The following is a 19,130-nucleotide window of genomic DNA, read 5'->3' as shown; positions in this document are numbered from 1 at the left end:
CGTGAACGTGTCTTGGAGTTGTATGATGCAACTGTGAGCCGCGAGGCCAATCGACGAATGCATGGAGTACTCCTACGTGAAACGCAAAAGCTTGCAGGGCAATGCCTGCCCGGTGGCCCGGACGCTGGACCTGATCGGCGACTGGTGGTCGCTGCTGATCATTCGTGACGCGCTGGACGGGATTAGCCGCTTCAATGATTTTCAGAAGAGTCTGGATATCGCGAAGAACATGCTCAGCGCGCGCCTCAAAGGCCTGGTGGAGCAGGGAATCCTGCAAGCGCTGCCTGCGGCCGATGGCGGCGCGTATAAGGAATACGTGCTGACTGAGCGCGGCAAAGCCTTGCAGACGGTGATCGTCGCGCTGTCGCAGTGGGGCGGTGAATTCATGTATGCGCCGGGTGAGCCGGGTTCGGTGATGGTCGATGCGAAGAACCGTCAGCCGATTCGCAAGCTGGAACTGCGGTCTGCAGACGGTCGCCTGCTGGTGCCTGGCGAGGTGGCGACTCGATTGGGCGTAGCGCACTGAGACTAATTCGCAAATAACCCCGACGAACGGTAGAAACTTAGGTTTGACGTCAAAATGATGGCCATCTAGTATCGCGCCACTATTTTGATATCAAACTCCGTCTCGAGGGATCGAACATGTCCTCACCCGCCCTTGCGGCGCGGTTGTGCATGGCTTTACTGTGCCTGTCTGCGCTTCAAGCTGCCTATGCTGCACCTACTCCCGGTGAAACCGACCTGATCCGCGAACGCCAGAATCGCCTGCTCGAAGAGCAGCAGCGGCGCCTTGAGGAGCTTAAGGATTTACCCGGGAAAGAAGCCGCGCCTGCGCAACCGGTCGCTCCCACGGACACCCGTTGTTTTCCGATCAAGGACATTGAGCTCAAAGGCGCTGAAAGTCTCTCCGAGCGCGACAAGACCACACTGCTCAAACCCTACATCGGGGCGTGCCTTGGTGTACCGCAGCTCAATGAGTTGCTCAAAGTCATCACCGATTACTACATCGAAAAGGGCCTGGTCACCAGTCGCGCCTACTTGCCACAACAGGACCTGTCTGGCGGCCACCTGAAAGTATTGGTGGTCGAAGGCAAGCTCGAAGGTATGAAGGGTGCCGAGAACAGCAAGCTTTCGGAACGCGAACTGGCCATGGCTTTTCCCGGTAAGGCGGGTGACCTGGTCAACCTGCGCGAGATCGAGCAAATGGTCGATCAGCTCAACCGCCTGCCTTCGAACCAGGCAAAAATGGAGCTGGCGCCCGGCCAGAACGTCGGTGGCAGCGAGGTGCTGGTCACCAACACGCCGCAAAAACCATGGCGTGCCGGCCTGTCACGCAGTAACGACGGCCAGCGCAGCACAGGCGAGCAGCAGTGGGGCACCACGTTTGATTGGGACAGCCCGCTCGGCCTGGCCGATCAGTTGAGCCTGCGCGGCGGCCACGATGCAATGACCGACCACCAGCACACCTCCAACAACGCCATGCTCAATTACAACCTGCCGTGGGGCTGGTGGAATTTCACCTACACCTACAGCCAGAGCGAGTACCGCTCGCAAATCGCCGCCAATGGCTACAACTTCAAACAGACCGGCGACAGCGAAAACCATCAGTTGCGCGCCGAGCGGGTGATCCACCGCGATGCCGTCAGCAAGACGTCCCTCAGCGCCGGCCTGTCGTACCTGCGCACCAATAACTTCATCGAAGACAGCAAGCTCAAGCTGAGCAGCAACCGCATCAGCGAAGCGCAGTTCGGCATCAACCATGGTCGTCGAATCGGCAGCGCCTTCGTCAACTTCGATGCCGGCATGCAGGAAGGCATCGGTGCGTTCGACGCGCAGGGTAGCCACGACCCTGGTCCGGGTGAACCGGATGCCCGCTACCGCAAATACACCGCGACCTTGAGCTACCTGCAACCGTTCAAGGTGTGGGGCGAATCGTTCAGTTTCAGCAGCCTGATGACCGGTCAGCGCAGTGAAGATGTGCTGTTTAGCCCGCAGCGCACCAGCCTCGGCGGATCGTCGTCGATTCGTGGTTACAAGGATCAGTCGCTATCCGGCGACAGCGGTGGCTACTGGCGCAACGATCTGCGCTGGACACGTCCGGTGACTGCCGAATGGCTGCAACCGGTGTTCGCCGAATACGGCACCAGCCTGGGCTACGACCAGGGTGTGATCCGTGGTGATCGCTACAACGGCAATCAGCATGGGCGCATGTCGAGCAACTCGCTGGAGCTGTTCGCCCGCGGCCAGCACGTGGCTGCCAGCGTGACCTTTGCCCATTCCCTGGAACGGCCGGACGCGCTGACCGAGCGCGAAGCGCCGATCTACTTCCGTATTGATTTCTTCATCTAAAAACAACTTTTCGAGATCATCGACATGGACGTTCGTCAGTTCGCCTTTCTTGCGCTTCAACCTTCTGCGGCCGTGAAAGAGCGCGAGCGCTTTCTGGGCATGCCCAAGCGCGGGCTGGCGTTTCTGCTGGCGAACGTCATGTTCTGGCAACCGATGTGGGCGCAGGCCGACGGCATTGTGGTGGCCAACCCGAATACCTCGCTGGATCGCGCCGGCAACGGCGTGCCGATCATCAACATTGCCACGCCCAATGCCAGCGGCCTGTCGCACAACCAGTTCCACGACTACAACGTTGGTACACAGGGCGTCATCCTCAACAACGGTGCGACCCAGACGTCGAGGACCCAGTTGGGCGGCCACATCATCGGTAACCCGAACCTGAAAAACAGCGGGTCGGCGCAGGCGATTCTCAACGAAGTCGTCAGTGGTAACCCAAGCCAGTTGCGCGGTTATACCGAAGTGGCGGGGCAGTCGGCGCGGGTCATCGTCGCCAACCCCTACGGCATCACCTGTAATGGCTGCGGTTTCATCAACTCGCCACGAGTGACCTTGACCACCGGTAAACCGGTGCTCGACAACGGTCGGCTCGATCGCTTCCAGGTCGATCAGGGCAGCGTCGCCATCGAAGGCGCGGGGCTCAACGCGAACAATGTCGATCGCTTCGAAATCATCACTCGCAGCGCGAAGATCAATGCCGAGATTCAGGCACAGAACCTGACCATCGTTGCCGGTCGCAATGACGTCAACGCACAAACCCTCAACGCTACGGCGCGCGCCGATGACGGCAGCGCCAAACCGCAATTGGCCATCGACTCCTCGGCGCTCGGCGGCATGTACGCTGGCGCGATCAAACTGGTCGGCACCGAGGCCGGGGTCGGGGTGAAACTGGCCGGCAATCTGGCCGCCAGTGGTGGTGATATCCAGATTGATGCCAACGGCCAATTGACCCTGGCGCAGACCTCTGCGGCCACGGCCGTCAACATCAAAGCCACCAGCCTTCAGGCGCAAGGTCCGGTTTACGCCGGCAGCGCGTTGAATGTGCAAACTCAAGGTGATCTGACCAGCCTGCAAAACCTCGCCGCGCGCGACAGCATCAACCTCAGCGCCGGCGGCACACTGACCAACAACAGCATCATCGAAGCCGGGGTCAACGCGGACAACAGCCGCAATGGCACAGGCGACGTGATCCTGCGTGCGCAGAACCTCAACAACAGCGGCAAAAGCGTGATCGCCAGTCGTAACGTGACGGCGAACGTAACGCAAACCCTGAACAACCAGGGTGGCTCTTTGACCGCCGGGCAATCCGTCGACATCGTTGCCGGCACGCTGGACAACCAGAACAAGGGCCGCGTGCTCGCTAACACCGCCGTGCAACTGAGCGCCGGTAAAGTTCTCAATACGCAGGGCGTGATTACCAGCAGTGGCAATCTGAAGGCCGATATCGGCGAGCTGAACAACCACGATGGCGAGATTTCCACTGCGGGTAGCCTCGCTATCAACGCGGTCACCCTCGACAACAGCGACGGCCAGGTCACCGGTGACGTTGCCCTGAACATCGGTTTGATCGGTGCGCTGAACAACCGCAACGGTGTGTTGGGCTCTGGTGTGAACGTCAGCATTACCGCCGCCAGCCTGGACAATAGCCACGAAGGCAGCCTCGTCAGTGACGGCAGCCTGACCGCGCGCATCAGCGGTCTGTTCGACAACCAGAACGGCGATGTCAGCGGTAAAGGCGTGGTGGACTTGCAGAGCGCCAGTCTCGACAACCGCAGCGGCAGCGTGGTGAGCAAAGACCGTTTGACCCTGCGCAGCGACTCGCTGGACAACCGTGGTGGCAAAGTTCGCGCGACCAAGGATCTGCAACTGACGGTCGGCACACTCGACAACCGTCAGAAAGGCCTGCTCGATGGTCAGGCTGCCGTCAACCTCAGCGGCAGCCAATTGGATAACCGCGGCGGCTTGCTCAGTGCGGCCGGGCCGATGATCCTCGGTGTCACGCGTATCGATAACAGCACCGGGCGCATTGCCAGCAAAACCGATCTGACGGCCAACGTCGCGCAGTTCATCAACCAGGGCGGTGAACTGGTCGCTCAAGGGACTTTGCTGCTCACAGGCCAGGCGCTCGATAACCGTAACGCCGGTCTGGTAGGCGCCACAAAAGCGCTGCAACTGAAGGTCGAGGATATCGACAACCGCGGTGGCGAAATCTCCAGCGCGGTCGATGTCACGTTTGCAGGGCAAAGCCTGAACAACAGTGACAGCGGCAAGATTCTCGCCGGGACCACCTTGGGCCTGACCGTGGCCCGCATCATCAACCAGGCCAAGGGGCAGCTGTTCAGCCAGAACGCCACAACGCTGCTCGGGCAGACGCTGGACAACAGCGGTGGCAGCTTCGTCAGCCAGCAAGGTGTGGATATTCGCCTCGACAATGCCCTGAGCAACATCGAAGGCCTGATCAGCAGTGAAGGCAAACTGACCGTCAATTCGGCCAGTCTCGACAACACTCGCGGTCGTGTGTCGAGTGCCAGTGCCCTCACGTTGACTACGACGGGCAGCCTGAACAATCAGGCCGGCTCGATCGCCACCGACAAAGGCCTGGTCCTCAACTCGCAACGTCTTGATAACAGCCAGAAGGGCTTGATCAGCGGCAAAAATGCCACCGCTGTCACCACTGGTGTCTTCGACAATACCGCGGGCGGCAGCTTGATCAGCGGCGACACCCTGAACCTCAACGCCACGCAGGTGAGCAACGGTGTCGGCAGCCGGATCGCCAGCGAAAAGGCGCTGACCGCTACGGTCACCGGGTTCGATCAGCAGGGCGGCCAGTTGTTCAGCAAAACCGCCCTGAGTCTCGACCTCAATCACGGCCAGTTGAACAACCAGAACGGTCTGATCAACGCCCCCGTGCTGGTGCTGAAAAACCTCAAGGACATCAACAACCAGGGCGGTGAGATCTCCAGCGCCCAGGCGTTCACACTGATCGCGCAAAACCTTGATAACAGCAACAAAGGCAAGCTCATCAGCAATCAGGGCCTGACCCTGCGCATCGAGCAACTGCTGGCCAGTGTCAAAGGCTTGATCTCCGCACAAACCGTCGATATCAGCAGCGTCCGCCTGGATAACGGCGGTGGCATGATCTCCAGCCGTGGCACCCTCGGGGTGACAGTGGACGGTCAACTGCTCAACCAGAGCGGCACATTGATCGCTGATGGTGAGCTGAATCTGAGCGCTGACAGCGTGGACAACAGCGACGGCCAGATCGCCGGTAAAACCGATGTCATCGCCAATGTCGCCAACCTCAACAACCAGCACGGTGAGTTGGTCGCCAGCAGCGGTCTGACGCTGACCGGCGCCAGCCTCGACAACCGCAACGGCGGCCTCGTCGGCGCTAACGACGCGTTGCAACTGAAGATCGATGCCGTCGACAACCGTGGCGGCGAACTGTCCAGCCAGGCCGACGTGACGCTGGTAGGCAGCCGTCTGGACAACAGTGACGGCGGCAAACTGGTTGCACAGGGCACATTGAGCCTGACCGTCGATGAAGTGCTCAACCGGGCCAAAGGCCTGTTGTCGGGCAAGACCGGCCTGACGTTGACCGGGCACAGCCTCGACAGCAGCGCGGGTACGCTGTTGAGCCAGCACGATCTGCAACTCGACCTCACCGGTGATCTGAACAACAGCCAGGGCCTGATCAGCGCTGAAGGCACGCTTGTCGTCAATGCCGCCAGCCTGATCAACAACCTCGGCAGCCTGTCCGTGGGCGGGCCGCTGACGTTGACCACCGTCGGCGTGGTGCTCAACCGGGAAGGGCTGATCGTTAGCGACGCCAGCCTGATCCTCAACAGTGCCAGCCTCGATAACAGCAAAAACGGCGTCATCAGCGGCAAAGGCCCGGTGCGAGTGCAGACCGGTGCGCTGGATAACAGCCACACCGGCAAGTTGAACAGCGGCGACACGCTTGACCTGAAAGCCACCCAATTGACCAACCAGGACGGCGGCCGGATTGCCAGCGCCGCTGCCCTGACCGCCAACGTCACCGGTCTGGATCAGCAGGGCGGTCAGCTGTTCAGCAATACGTCGCTGGAACTGGACCTCAATCACGGTCAATTGAATAACCAGAACGGCCTGATCGGCGCACCGTTGCTGATGCTGAAACACCTTGAGGACGTCAATAACGCCGGTGGCGAAATCTCCAGTGCCCAAGCGTTCACCGTGACCGCACGCAGCCTCGATAACAGCAACGGCCAATTGCTCAGCAATCAGGCGGTGACGCTGCGCATCGACCAGGCGCTGAGCAACCTCAAAGGCATGATTGCCGCCGCCGCGCTGGACATCAAAGCCGCCAGCCTGGACAACAGCGGCGGTACCGTGACCAGCCGCGCAAACCTTGATCTGAATCTCGATGGTTTGCTCACTAATCAGAACCTGGGATTGATCAACGCCACTAGTGGCCTGACCATCAACAGTAACGGCTTGAACAACCAGAACGGTTCTCTGCTGGGCAGCGCTATCGCCATCGATTTTGGTGCAGCGAGCGCTGACCTGAACAACGACGGCGGCCTGATCACCACCGAAGGCCAACTGAGCCTCCATCACCTGCGCGACCTGAGCAACCGCAACGGCAAGATCTCCAGCAGCCAAAGCATCGACCTGAATACTCGCAGCTTCGATAACAGCGGCGGCAAGCTGATCAGCAATAATGTGCTGAACGTCAACGCTGGCGCCGTGATCAACCAGAACGGTCTGATCTCCGGCTTGCAAGGCCTGACCGTCAACGCGGCCAGCCTCGACAACCGCAACATCGGCACACTTTCAAGTGCTGACGGCAACCTCAACGTGACCTTGAGCGGGGACTTGCTCAATAACGGCAAGGGCGCACTGGTCACCCAGAAAAACCTTAGCGTCAATGCCGCGAATCTGGACAACAGCAACGGCGGCGTACTCTCCAGCGGCGGTGCGCAAACCCTTACCGTCAGTGGTCTGCTGAACAACGCTGCGGGTGGTTTGATTGCCACCGATGCGACCCTGGCAATGCAAGCCATTACCCTGGGCAACGCTGGCGGCACCGTCAATGCCAAACAGGACCTGAGCTTCACCGGGACCACGCTGGATAACACCAGTGGCAGTCTTGTCGGTAGCGCCGCAGTGACCCTTGATCTGCTCGGTGCCCTGACCAACGCCAACGGCAAACTGGCCAGTGGTGGCGCGCTGTTGCTGCAGCGCTCGACCCAGATCAACAACCAGGGCGGGCAATTGGTCAGTCAGGGCCTGATGACCCTGCTGAGCGGTGGCCTCGACAACCGTAATCGCGGCACTGTTGCCGCCAACGGTCTGCTGACGATCACTACACCGGGCGCCATCCAGAACAGCACCGATGGCTTGATTTACAGTCAGACGGGCGACGTACAACTGCAGGCCGCCAGCCTCGCCAACGGCAAAGGCACCGTGCAAAGCCAAGGCGCACTGAGCGTTGTCACTGCTGGCGACATCGATAACCAGAGTGGTCGGATCATCGCCACCAACGGCGACCTGACCATTGACGCCGGGGACCTCGACAGCCGTGGCGGTGTACTCGCCAGCTTGCAAGCTGCGTTTACTGCACGCCTGAGCGGTGTGCTGAAAAATGGCTACGACCTGAACAATAATCGTCAGGGCGGCGTGATTCAGGCCCAGCGCCTGAACCTCAATGCGTTGATGTCGATTGACAACTACGGTGGACGAATCTCCGCGCAAAGCGGCGACGCCATCGTCGTCACCGGCAACTTCGATAACCGCAATGGCGGGCTCTACGCCAAAGGCAAAATCAACGTCACCGGCAACAACTTCGACAACAGCGGCGACAACGACGGGCAGATTGCCGGTCAGCAGATCGATCTTAATCTGAGCGGTGCACTGAACAACCGCATGGGCATCATCGAGAGCGACAGCACCCTGGCGATCAAGGCGGCGAGCCTCGACAACCAGACGGGTCAGTTGCGTGCGCTGGGCACCAGCGGCAAAACCGCTTTCCAGATTGGTGGTCTGTTCGACAACCGCAACGGTACGCTGGAAACCGCCAACACCGACCTCACGCTCGGCGCCGCTGGTTTCCTTAATGCCGGTGGCAGTCTGTTGCACGTCGGCACGGGCACCTTCGACATCTCCACCAACAACGTGATCAACGCTGGCGGCACGCTGGTGACCCGTGGCGGTTTGACCATCAGCACTGACACCTGGACCAACAGCAGCTCGATTCAGGCCGGACGCCTGACCGTCAACGTCAACAACCTGACCCAGACCGCCAGCGGGCAGTTACTGGCCTCCAACAGCTTCATCGGCAACGGCGTCAACTGGAACAACGAAGGGTTGCTGGCCAGTGATGGCAGCATGAACGTCGGCTTGAGCTCGGCTTATTGGGGCACCGGTCGTCTCACCAGCCAGGGCGACTTCGGTCTGAGTGCTGCGCAAGTCAGCCTGACTACCGCCACCTCCAGCATCGCCGGTGGCGGCCAGACAACGATCAATGTCGGTGGCCAACTGGATAACGCCGGTCGACTGACCTCCGGCGCGGGCCTGACCATCAATGCCAGCGGCGTACGCAACTACGGCACCACCGCTGCTGCCGGTGACCTGACCCTCACCACCGGTAGCCTGGTCAACGCCAGCGGGCTGATCTTCAGCGGCAAGAACATGTCGCTGCGGGTCGCCGATCTGAACAACAGCTACGGCAACGTCTACAGCCTCGGCAATCTGACGATTGATCGCGATGGCAGGGGCGGGTGGGCCAACTCCATCGTCAACCGTTCGGCGTCGATGCAAAGCGACGGCAGCATGACCCTCGCGGCGAGTTCGATCCAGAACATCCGTGACGTACTCACGGTCAACAACGCCGGCATCTACACCGCGCGCATCGGTGAAGTCACCTGTATCGAAGAGGTCAACGCCGGCGACTGCAGCGGCAAGCAGAACCATGCGTGGGAGATCGTGCAACGCGAAAAACTCGAGGTCACTGCGGCGAGCGCTGCGTCGAGTATTACCGCCGGTCGTGACCTGACCATCAATGGCGGCGATCTGCTTAACCAGAGCAGCACCATCGCCACCGCCGGCAACTTCACTGCCAACGTCGCCAACCTTACCAACAGCGGCGTGGAAACCGGTGAAACCGAAACCACCCGCATCTACATGTCCGAGCGCACCCGCGGCGCCGGTGCCTGGTACAACGCGGCAAGCGCCTTCACCAACCAGTACTGGTATGAAAGCAGCGGCTACGACGCCAATAATCTGGGTGGTCTGCAGGGCGGTATCGCCAACTTCATCGGTATGACCGAACGGGAATTCCCGGGACTGGGCAGCACCCGCAAAATTGCCGGCAGCGACCAGAGCTATGCAGCGGTGATCCAGGCCGCAGGCGCGGTCAACATCACCGCGCAAAACAACATTGATAACAGCGTGGTGCGCCCGGGCTACACCTATATTGGCAGTGGTCCGCGCACCGGCACCGGGGCGGGTGGCAGCCAGTTCTCCACGCGTGTGACGGTTAATCAGCAACTGCCACCGAACCTGGCGCAGCAGCAGGTCAACCCGGTAGTGTTGCCTGGCTTCGCGCTGCCAACCGGGCAGAATGGTTTGTTCCGCCTCAGCGGCCAGGAAAACACCGCTCCAGTCGCGACCGGCCCGCAGAGCTGGACCATGGGCGGTGCAGCCGTCAATCCGAGCCAGCGTGATCAAGCGTTGCCGAATGTGCAGACGCGCAACATTCTGCTGACCAATAATGCGTCGGCCTCAGCCAGCAACGTCAACCTGAGCCCGGCCGATCGTCAGGCCCAGCAGCAGAGCGGTGGCGCCAGCGCAATCGACGTCAGCGCCCCGGCGACGGACGCCAGCGGCGCGACGCTGCCGGGTCGTTCCACAGCGTTCACGATCAATCGCGTGCAGGGCGTGCCGGTCAGCAGTGGCCAGTCCAAGCCGCAAAAATACCTGGTTGAGACCAACCCGGTACTGACCGACCTCAAGCAGTTCATGAGCTCGGACTACCTGCTTTCCAACCTCGGTTACGACCCCGATCAAAGCGCCAAGCGTCTGGGTGACGGATTCTACGAACAGACCTTGCTTCAGCAAGCCGTGGTTGCCCGTACGGGGCAGCGTTTTATCGATGGTAAAACGTCTGACAGCGAGCTGTTCAAGTACCTGATGGACAATGCGCTCGCCAGCAAAAACGAGCTCAATCTGGCGGTGGGCGTCAGCCTGACATCCGAACAAGTGGCGGCGCTGACCCACGACATCGTCTGGATGGAAACCGCCGAAGTCAACGGCGAACAAGTACTGGTGCCGGTGCTGTATCTGGCCAACGCCAACAATCGCCTGGCCCCGAACGGCGCCCTGATCCAGGGCAGCGACGTGACCCTGATTGCCGGCAAGGACCTGAACAACGCCGGTACCTTGAAGGCCAACAACAACCTGTCGGCCACCGCCACCAACGACCTGGTCAACAGCGGCCTGATCGAAGCGGGCAATCGCCTCGACCTGCTGGCCGGCAACAACCTGATCAACAAATCCGGCGGCGTTATCGCGGGTAAAGAAGTGTCGTTGACCACCACTCGTGGCGACATCATCAACGAACGCACCGTCACCACCCACGAGAGCGACAGCGGCTACCGCAGTGAGCGTAGCGACTTTGTCGACAGTGCTGCGCGTATCGAGGCCGCCAACAATCTGACCATCAAGGCTGGACAGGACTTCAACAACACCGGTGGCGTGCTGAAAAGCGGCCTAGACACCACGATCAGTGCCGGGCGCGACGTCAACCTCGTGTCGGCGGAGCAAGTCTCCGGCGGCCAACGTGGTTTGCACACGGAACAGACCATTACGCAATATGGTTCGGCCATCAGTTCCGGGCAGGATCTGAAGGTGAACGCCGGCCGAGATATCTCAGCGGTTGCCAGTCAGATCGATGCCAAGCGCGATGTGAACATGAGTGCCGTGGGTGATTTGACCCTGGCCTCGGCGGCGGATGAAGAGCACTCGTACACCAAGACCAAGAAGGTGAAGAGTCAGGAGGATCATGTCAGTCAGGTATCCACGACGCTGGCAGCGGGTGGTGTTGTTTCACTTAATGCTGGCAAAGATTTAAGCCTTATTGCCAGTCGGGTAAGCGCGGGGGATGAGGCTTACTTGACTGCTGGCGCGAATTTGGCACTCCAGTCGGCGGAAGACAGCGACTACAGCTTTTACAGCAAGACCAAGAAAAGTTCTTCGGGTAAGAAAAGCCGCCTCGATGAGTTGAGTAGCACTACTAACATAGGCAGTTCGGTAACTTCCGGTGGCGACAGTATCTTGCTCGCAGGCAATGACATGCTGGTCAAAGGTAGCCATATTGCCGCTGACAAAGGTGGCGTGCAAATAGTAGCGGGTAACGACATTCAGATTGTTGCTGTCACCGACTCTAACAGCGCCCGCCACGAAGCCAGTTCCAGTAAAAGTAGCTGGGGCGGGTTGAAGTCAAGTAAGGTCAAGGATCAAGTCTCTGAGACACAAACTACTGCTGTGGGTAGTGTTATCTCGGGGAATACTGTGAACGTGGCGACGAAACGTGACGTCACTATCACCGGGTCATCATTGGTCAGTACCCAGGATCTGACTGTACAGGCCGGTCGTGATCTGATCATCAACGCGGCTGAAAACACCTTCACCCGAAATGAGCTCCATAAGGAAAAGAATCGTGACCTGACCGGCGTGCTGACTGCCAACAACCTCGGTATCGATGACATCACTGGTAATCAACATTTGTCGATCGGCAGTCAGAATCACACTGGTCAATCGTCGCAAACTACCCTGACTGGCAGCACCATAGGTTCGAGTAAAGGGAGCGTAAGTCTTTCCAGTGGCCGTGATCTGAGTGTGATCGCCAGCGACCTTGTTAGCACTAAAAATATGAGCCTGATTGGTTCCAGTGTGACGATTGCTGCAGGTATGGAGAGCGCAAGCCAGAGCAGTACGGACAAGTCCAGCAGTCTGGGTGTTGGTCGCGTGATTGGCGGTATGATCGTTGATACTGTCAATACAATTCACAGCTCAGTCGAGGCGGCCAAGAACGCGGATGATCCACGGCTCAAAGCTGTGAAGCTGGCTCAGGCCGCAATGGCGTTCAACGATTTGGGCGGGATGGGCAGTGACGCCGAGGGCGCCGGTTCAGACTACGGAAAGAAACAGGGTTCTGCCAGTAACGGTTCGTTGATCAAGATCGGTACGGAACTTTCGAACACTCATAGTAAAAGTACAAGCGAGTACACCAGCCAGACCGCCAAGCAAAGTACGGTTAATGCTGGCAAAAACCTGTTGATCATTGCCGATGGTGGCGCGCTAGGATCGGCAGGCGATATTCATGTTATTGGCAGCGGTCTGACAGCTACTGATACCGTACTGATTGCAAAAAACAACATCACGTTGGAAAGTGCGCAAAATACTGCCGATTGGGCCAACCACACTAGCAACAGTAAAACTGCCATTGGCGCCAGCTTCAACCTCGGCGAGCAGAATGGTTTTACCCTCGACCTGGGGGCTTCCATCGCCAAGAGTATGGGAACTGGCAGTTCAGTTACGCAAGTCAATACAACTCTCGATACCGGTTCTCTTTCTCTGCACAGTGGTCGGGACACCACTTTGGCTGGAGCACAGGTAAGGGCTGACAGCATCAATGCGTTGATTGATGGCAATCTCAACATTATCTCCCGTCAGGACACTGAGTCGCAGAAGAGCAAGCAGGGCAGTGCCGGTATCGGTGCCAGCATCTGCGTCCCGCCGTTCTGTTATGGCGCCCCTGTAACCGGGTCTGCAAGTCTTTCTGCTGGCAACATGAACAGCGATTACAAGGCAGTAACGGATCAGAGCGGATTGTTTGCCGGTAAAGGTGGTTATGACATCACGGTTGGTAAGAACACCACTCTCCAAGGCGCGGTGATAGCCAGCGAGGCATCACCAGAAAAAAATCAGTTAAGTACGGACCGTCTATTCGTTAGCGATATCAAAAATACTAGCGAAATCAGTGCCCAGTCGGCTGGTCTCTCGGTTTCTTATGGGGGCAAGTCTGGCTCGAGTGTGGGCGGAAGCGTTCCACTGTCACTAAGTGATGGTGACCATAGCAGCACCCGTAGCGCTGTCAGTGAAGGCACCATTACTGTTCGTAACGCCGCAGGTGCGAACGATCTGATTGGGCTGAATCGCGACACAGCAAGCGCTAACCAGTACCTCGACAAACCTGATGAAAAAGCGATCCAGGAGCGGATTGATCTAATCCAGAGCACCGTCGCGCTGTCCAAAAACATCATCGGGAAGGTTGCGAGTGCCCAACAACAGGCGGCTAGCGATAAAGTTAAGTCGGCGACCTCAGAGAAAGATCGTCAGGCTGCGATCGATGATTACAACAGCTGGGGGGTTGGCGGTGATAAACGGTTCATGGCAGACATTGCTGCCGGTGTTATAGCCGCGAGTCTGGGGAGTGTCGGTGGGGCGACTGCGATAGGTTTGGTTGGCAATACGACAGCGGCCGACACGTTTAAGAAAATTGGCGATTACGCGGATCAACAGCTGGCTGACGCGATACGAAATAAGGAAACGACGCTGCAGGCTGCATGGGCTGAAGGAGGCTCTGCTCGAGTTCTTTTGCACAGTTTGGCTGGCGCCATACAGGGCCTGTCTAGTGGTTCGGCATTGAATGGCGCCCTCAGTGCAGGAGCCTCGGCAGCAATCATGCCTGCACTGGATCAAGTGTTGAAGAGCTACGGCATAGACGTGGCAAGCCGGGATGCCTTCGGCACTCTAATCGCTGCAGGCCTGGGGGCCGCCGTCGGGGGAGGTGGTTCAACTGCGCAGCTGAGCGGGGCTGCGATTGCTTCCTACGTAGAGCAGTTCAACCGTCAAATGCACCCCGCGGAAATTCCATTGCTCAAGGCCCAAGCACAAGCGTTGGCCGAGGCAGCAGGAATTACTGAAGCGGACGCGGAAACGCGCTTGGCCAGAGCACTGGTGTACTACACCGATGCTGGATGGCGCACGGTAATCGACACTAAGTCGACTGCACCTGATGACATCACTCTAGAGTATTTGGGGAAGGCGTTAGCGCCATTGGCGGAAACCTATGATGTCATTACGACGATTAATGGATTCCCTGTGCCAAGTGGTAATAAAAGCTATACGCCGGAAGAAACAGTTCGCTTACTCCAGAGCTACAGCACCAATCACCCGGAGGCGTACGCAGATAACCGGATAAATGGTGAGTATCTGAATCCGAATTTCAATTACCTACCTTCAATGGAAGACTTCCGTAACAGAGATTTTTATGACCGTAATCTGAATTTTCATGATGGTTTTGGTGATTTCGCGACAGGTGTTCTTACCGGTTCTGCGCAAGGGTATCTCGGCGCTGCTACGGGTGTAGCGGCCAATTTCTGGGCTTTGGGAAGCAGTTTTTTAAGTAACCCTCTGGATACAACCAGTCAGATTGCGAATGGTCTCTTGTTGTCGATGTCGAGTCCCGATAGGCTGTGGAATAGTTATCGCGATAACAAAAATGACGTTGAAATACTGACGTATCTGTATCAGCTACAGGGCAATACTGCTGCAGCTGCGGAGATTCGAGCAAAGTATGATGCTGAAATGGCAATTAATCTGTTGCCAGCGGGGCGGGTAGGAAAATTGGGTGAGGTTGGCGCCGAGGCAGGCTGGTTAGATGCTATTGGCGGCTCCTATCGAGACGGAAGAACAGTTGGCACAGGAGCCCGGGAGCTTACTGTTGAGGAGTATCTGAAACAGGAAAAATGGGCTGCTGGCCAATACGAAAGTATCCGGACTGCCACTGACGATGTTTCTACTATTGCGAAAAATCTGGGGGTTCCGGAGTTTCAAGTTGAACGGGTTAAAGATCACCTTTTCTTCAACGAACATACTATGCGTGATGGAAGTGTAGGTCGTTTTGATCCTGATGCTGGCATCGCAGAAACCTGGTCGAGATTTCAAAGTGGTACTTTTAAGCAGGAAGATATCCAGCTGTTCAAACATGAGTATTTCGAGTCCAGATTCGAGGGTATATTTAGACAGGATTATGGCGTTTCTCATGATAAAACACAGATACGTTATCCAAGCCCGCTAGATTGAGAGGTGTACGTGGCTATTTATATAGAGATGGACAAGGTTATAGAGACTGAAGAGTATGTTGAGTATACGTTTGGTCGTGGCGGCGATGTAGGTCTGATACGGCTAGATAAAATAAAGGAAACTATAAGCGTCATAAAGGAGTGCCCGTTGGATGCAAGCGGAAAATGGTCGGAGAGAGCCGGCATGAAGCTCGCTCGGCTCTTTGTAAAAGGCGAGTTTCCCGAGAAAACCCAGTGGGCTTCTTGAGAGGGGATAGATAGGGGATGGGATAAATGTGGACAGACCTTGAGGGATGCTCACAAATACACTCCAGGCTCTGCGCCTGATGATGCACCTCATCACGCAGAGCTTTCTCCAATGTTTCCCAGTCTCCTCCGCCTCCGAACTCTATGCATTTACGCCAATACTCCAGGCCCACTCGCCATAAGGAGAGCACGCGTCTTTCTCTGAGACTGTTGCTTTGATAGCGCCGCTCCAAGTTACTTTTTCGAGCCTGAAGTCCTGTTAAAAAGAGCAAGTAATTGGCGAGAGCAGCAATCAACAGCAGTATCTCAATACGATGCAGGCAATGGCTGCGATGTAGATTCAGACCCAATCCCAAGTGCTCACTTTTCACATCTCTGGAAACCCTCCTCAATTTGCATGCGTCGTTTGTAAACCGCCACGATTTTTGCTGGATTCCACTCGCCCTGTACTAAATTGCTGGCCAGCAACCACGGTTCACGCTCACGTCTTGCGGATTGTCGACTGAGCTTACTCTTGGCAATTGAACCCGTGACGCGTTGGTGTTTGCGGCCCTTGGCGCAGTGCCGTACGCAGTACAAATCGATGAAGTGTGGGGCGCTTCGCGTCATCTCGACATGGCCAAGTGCCTTGCGTGAGGCGGCGGCCAAAGCATACAAATTCTTCACCGGTTGCCAGTCAGTTTGATCGCGACGATAAAGTTCGCGATTCCTTATCCGCGCGACGTAATACCAGCCCTGCGCGGCGACAGCCTTCATCCACGGTCGCCGAAAACCCGCATCGGTGACCAGAATCGGGACGCAGTCATCTGGTAGCAATTCGGCGAGCGTTTTGAGTAGGCGGTTTTGATACTTGGGACAGCTCTCGCGCTCATGAACGCTTTCATAAACAGGAAATGAGCGCCCCGCCAAGGAATCGATGCTCTCAGCAAAAAGGCTGTGCCTGAAGCGTCAATTCGAGACCAGTCGACCAGGATCAAAGGATGCTTCAACGAACCCAGTAATGCCCGAAGCATTACCCAATAGAACAATGGACGCTCTGATCTCAAGTGTTGATTTCCCAGCAACCGATCCGCGCGCTTGATCGAATGCTTGGGGTAAGCGTGCCCCGTCATGAAACGACCAAGAGCGGTCAGCGTCAGGCGACGTCCGTGCAGTAACGAACTGACACAACTCATCACTGATCTCAGGCGGCGAGAATGGATAGAGGGCAGTGCTTGAGCGAGCGCTTTTTGTAAAAATCGGATGGCCTGCATGGGTTCGGTTTCTTGTATTTGTGTGGTTCAAACCAAGTTGCCGACTCATGCAGGTCTCTTCAATATTCCAATTTATTGATTTTCTGTAAGAAAAATCGGGGATCCCTCAGGGTCTGTCCCCGTTACCCCAGAGTAATCCTACGCTGAACCCTGATCGTAAGGAGGTTATATTGTTTGCGCCAAATGTGGACAAAGCGCAGCAGATAAAAGCCTACGAAAAAATAGGTGTCAAGGTGATAAATACTCTGGATCAGCTGTTTTTGTATGGCGCCAGCCTAGAGGAGGGCTTTAATTATGTCATTGTCGGCAATGATCCTATCGTCAGAAAAGTTGAGCATGGACGATTTTAAAGCCGTGCTCCTAGAACATGGCGGGTTCGTGAGTGCCGGAAAACCTTCTCGCGGTGGCGTTGGTGAGGATGATTCAGATATTTGGCTGGCCCTGCATTCAAAAGATATTCTTGATGAGTTTTATGATGCCGAAGATCAGCAAGAATGGCAGGATGCTCTCGGGGCTACTCCGCAGACAATGATTGAGATTAATCTAGATCATACTGAGCGCGCGAAGTTAATGTATCTGAAGGTTTTTTTGAGTTTTGCGAAAGCCTGGCCTTGTGTTTTAAATGACGTGGACGATTCCACTCTCTCCAGTAGGTCGGTTTGTGAGAAATACAAGCACCTTCTGGGCGGATTATAAGAGGAGTCTCGCGATACAGGTAGCACGTCGCCGTGGGTTCTGGGGGTAAATGGGGACAGACCACGTTGGGTAAATGGGGACAGACCACGTTTGGAAAACACTCGGAAAACGTGGTCTGTCCCCGTTACCTCCATGTGAATGTGATCGCGAACCCTAATGGTCATAGAATTTTGAGAGACTGATCATGTCAGCGATTTTAAGTTATAAAGAAATAATGCAGCGAATGTTTTACTACTATCCCATTTACTGCAGGACTAAGATCAGGAAGAACAAAAAATCAGGTTTTTCCTGGGTTGAAGGGGAACTTGAAGTCGGCTATGCATTAAATGAGATGGAAGAAAGTTTTGTTACTCCAGTTGAAAAGCTAATGCTCCAGACTGCCGGGCTTGTGTTGTCGGCGGGAAGAGAGCCCAAGGTCGCTTTTGATTTTTCGGTTGACCATATAAAAGGGATTATTGAGGTGCATGGGTTAGCGTCTCTTATGTCACAGTTGTCTGAGCAAGATGCTGTGCAGGTCGAGTCGGACTTAAAGCTTTTAGACATTATTTAACGATTGCTGCTGGGCAGGTTTATTGAACTCGATAAGTCTGCCCGCTAAGTCTTTACGGGGTAATAAAAAGTGATTAGAGCGGGAATTTTGCTTTCACTGGTTTTCCTGATTGCAGGCTGCCACTCCAACGTCAGAGACTCTTCTCCCAGTCTTTTAAAGGATGGTGTACAACTTCAGCAAAAAACGGCTATGGCAGATGCACAACACGCCAAAGTCATCATGAAAGCGACAGGTTACACGTACCCTGTCGAGTTCTCGGTCCGCCGTGCTGCAGATCCCGATCGGCGAATGGAAGTGCTGGGTACTGTGGTGGATTCCGGGCGGGGCAAGGTATTCGGCTGGATCGCCAAAGTCAGCGAAGCGGCCAATAGCGCCACGTTCAAACACTTCCCTCAGTTGGAAACGCAAGCCAATGCCGACGAACCCTTCGAGGTGTCGGGGCGTTCCAACGGAATGGGTACCGGCAATACTTATAGCTGCGGGCCGCTGAACAGTACTTTTACCCCGGAGCGAAGCAAGGTCTACCTGGTGGAGTTCCAGTTTGTCGGGCAGGGTTGCGAGCAGCATGTTTACGATGTCAGCCGGCCGGATCAACGAATTGCTGTGACGTCCAAAAACTAAAAATCCCCCGCACGTAGCGACAAGCGGTCGAAACGTAAGATTGACGTCAAAATGATGGCCATCTAATATCGCGCCACTATTTTGATGTCACTTTCGTTTCAAGGGATCGAACATGTCCTCACCCGCCCTCGCGGCGAGGTTGTGCGCAGCTTTGCTGTGCAAGTCTCCATTTCATTTCGCTGCCGCAGCATCGACTCCCGGCAGCGCCACTGATACCCGCTGTTCCCCATCCAGAGCATCGAGCTCAAGGGCGTCGCCAGTGTGACGTTGCTCATTCCCCGGAACGGC

8 protein-coding genes and 1 pseudogene are annotated in these 19,130 nt (G+C 56.6%); 8 read left to right on the top strand and 1 reads right to left on the bottom strand.

What is annotated here, in order from left to right; genetic code table 11:
- Window positions 1-76: 76 nt before the first annotated feature.
- From ACW9IR_RS03420 to ACW9IR_RS03405, 4 genes are all read left to right on the top strand, one after another.
- A complete protein-coding gene (locus ACW9IR_RS03420; RefSeq protein ID WP_457461653.1) occupies window positions 77-526 on the top strand; it encodes a winged helix-turn-helix transcriptional regulator in 450 nt (149 codons plus the stop codon).
- A gap of 116 nt (window positions 527-642) precedes the next feature.
- A complete protein-coding gene (locus ACW9IR_RS03415) occupies window positions 643-2,349 on the top strand; it encodes a ShlB/FhaC/HecB family hemolysin secretion/activation protein (RefSeq protein ID WP_457461652.1) in 1,707 nt (568 codons plus the stop codon).
- A 24-nt stretch (window positions 2,350-2,373) separates the two neighbouring features.
- Window positions 2,374-15,477, top strand: coding sequence for a two-partner secretion domain-containing protein (locus tag ACW9IR_RS03410; protein WP_457461650.1), 13,104 nt, complete (start codon window positions 2,374-2,376; stop codon window positions 15,475-15,477).
- Window positions 15,478-15,486: 9 nt separating this feature from the next.
- Window positions 15,487-15,723, top strand: coding sequence for a hypothetical protein (locus tag ACW9IR_RS03405; RefSeq protein ID WP_110721264.1), 237 nt, complete (start codon window positions 15,487-15,489; stop codon window positions 15,721-15,723).
- 64 nt (window positions 15,724-15,787) lie between these two features.
- Here the strand turns inward: ACW9IR_RS03405 and ACW9IR_RS03400 are convergent.
- A pseudogene (locus tag ACW9IR_RS03400) lies at window positions 15,788-16,975 on the bottom strand (IS4 family transposase); the annotation flags it as partial.
- A 170-nt stretch (window positions 16,976-17,145) separates the two neighbouring features.
- On the opposite strand from ACW9IR_RS03400, the gene ACW9IR_RS03395 reads away from it, so the two are divergent.
- The 4 genes from ACW9IR_RS03395 (at window position 17,146) to ACW9IR_RS03380 (ending at window position 18,842) form a co-directional block, all read left to right on the top strand.
- Window positions 17,146-17,325, top strand: a complete 180-nt coding sequence (locus ACW9IR_RS03395; protein WP_110721265.1) for a hypothetical protein — start codon at window positions 17,146-17,148, stop codon at window positions 17,323-17,325.
- The gene (locus ACW9IR_RS03390) at window positions 17,312-17,671 is read left to right on the top strand and encodes a hypothetical protein (protein ID WP_110721266.1); all 360 of its coding nucleotides are present in this window, start codon (window positions 17,312-17,314) and stop codon (window positions 17,669-17,671) included. The genes ACW9IR_RS03395 and ACW9IR_RS03390 overlap by 14 nt, the downstream gene beginning before the upstream one ends.
- Before the next feature lie 184 nt (window positions 17,672-17,855).
- Window positions 17,856-18,221 carry a hypothetical protein gene (locus tag ACW9IR_RS03385; RefSeq protein WP_110720912.1) on the top strand — a complete coding sequence of 122 codons (366 nt, stop codon included), beginning with the start codon at window positions 17,856-17,858 and terminating at the stop codon, window positions 18,219-18,221.
- 87 nt (window positions 18,222-18,308) lie between these two features.
- Window positions 18,309-18,842 carry a hypothetical protein gene (locus ACW9IR_RS03380; protein ID WP_457461647.1) on the top strand — a complete coding sequence of 178 codons (534 nt, stop codon included), beginning with the start codon at window positions 18,309-18,311 and terminating at the stop codon, window positions 18,840-18,842.
- The last annotated feature ends 288 nt before the right edge of the window (window positions 18,843-19,130 follow it).

Source organism: Pseudomonas sp. SDT291_1_S447, from assembly GCF_054070155.1.
This window is presented reverse-complemented; position numbering and strand designations above follow the sequence as displayed.

What these genes read in the sequence shown, in the direction of transcription:
- ACW9IR_RS03390 (WP_110721266.1), top strand. Translation starts at nt 17,312, where the DNA reads ATGGACGATTTTAAAGCCGTGCTCCTAGAACATGGCGGGTTCGTGAGT.
- ACW9IR_RS03410 (WP_457461650.1), top strand. Translation starts at nt 2,374, where the DNA reads ATGGACGTTCGTCAGTTCGCCTTTCTTGCGCTTCAACCTTCTGCGGCC.
- ACW9IR_RS03385 (WP_110720912.1), top strand. Translation starts at nt 17,856, where the DNA reads ATGTCAGCGATTTTAAGTTATAAAGAAATAATGCAGCGAATGTTTTAC.
- ACW9IR_RS03415 (WP_457461652.1), top strand. Translation starts at nt 643, where the DNA reads ATGTCCTCACCCGCCCTTGCGGCGCGGTTGTGCATGGCTTTACTGTGC.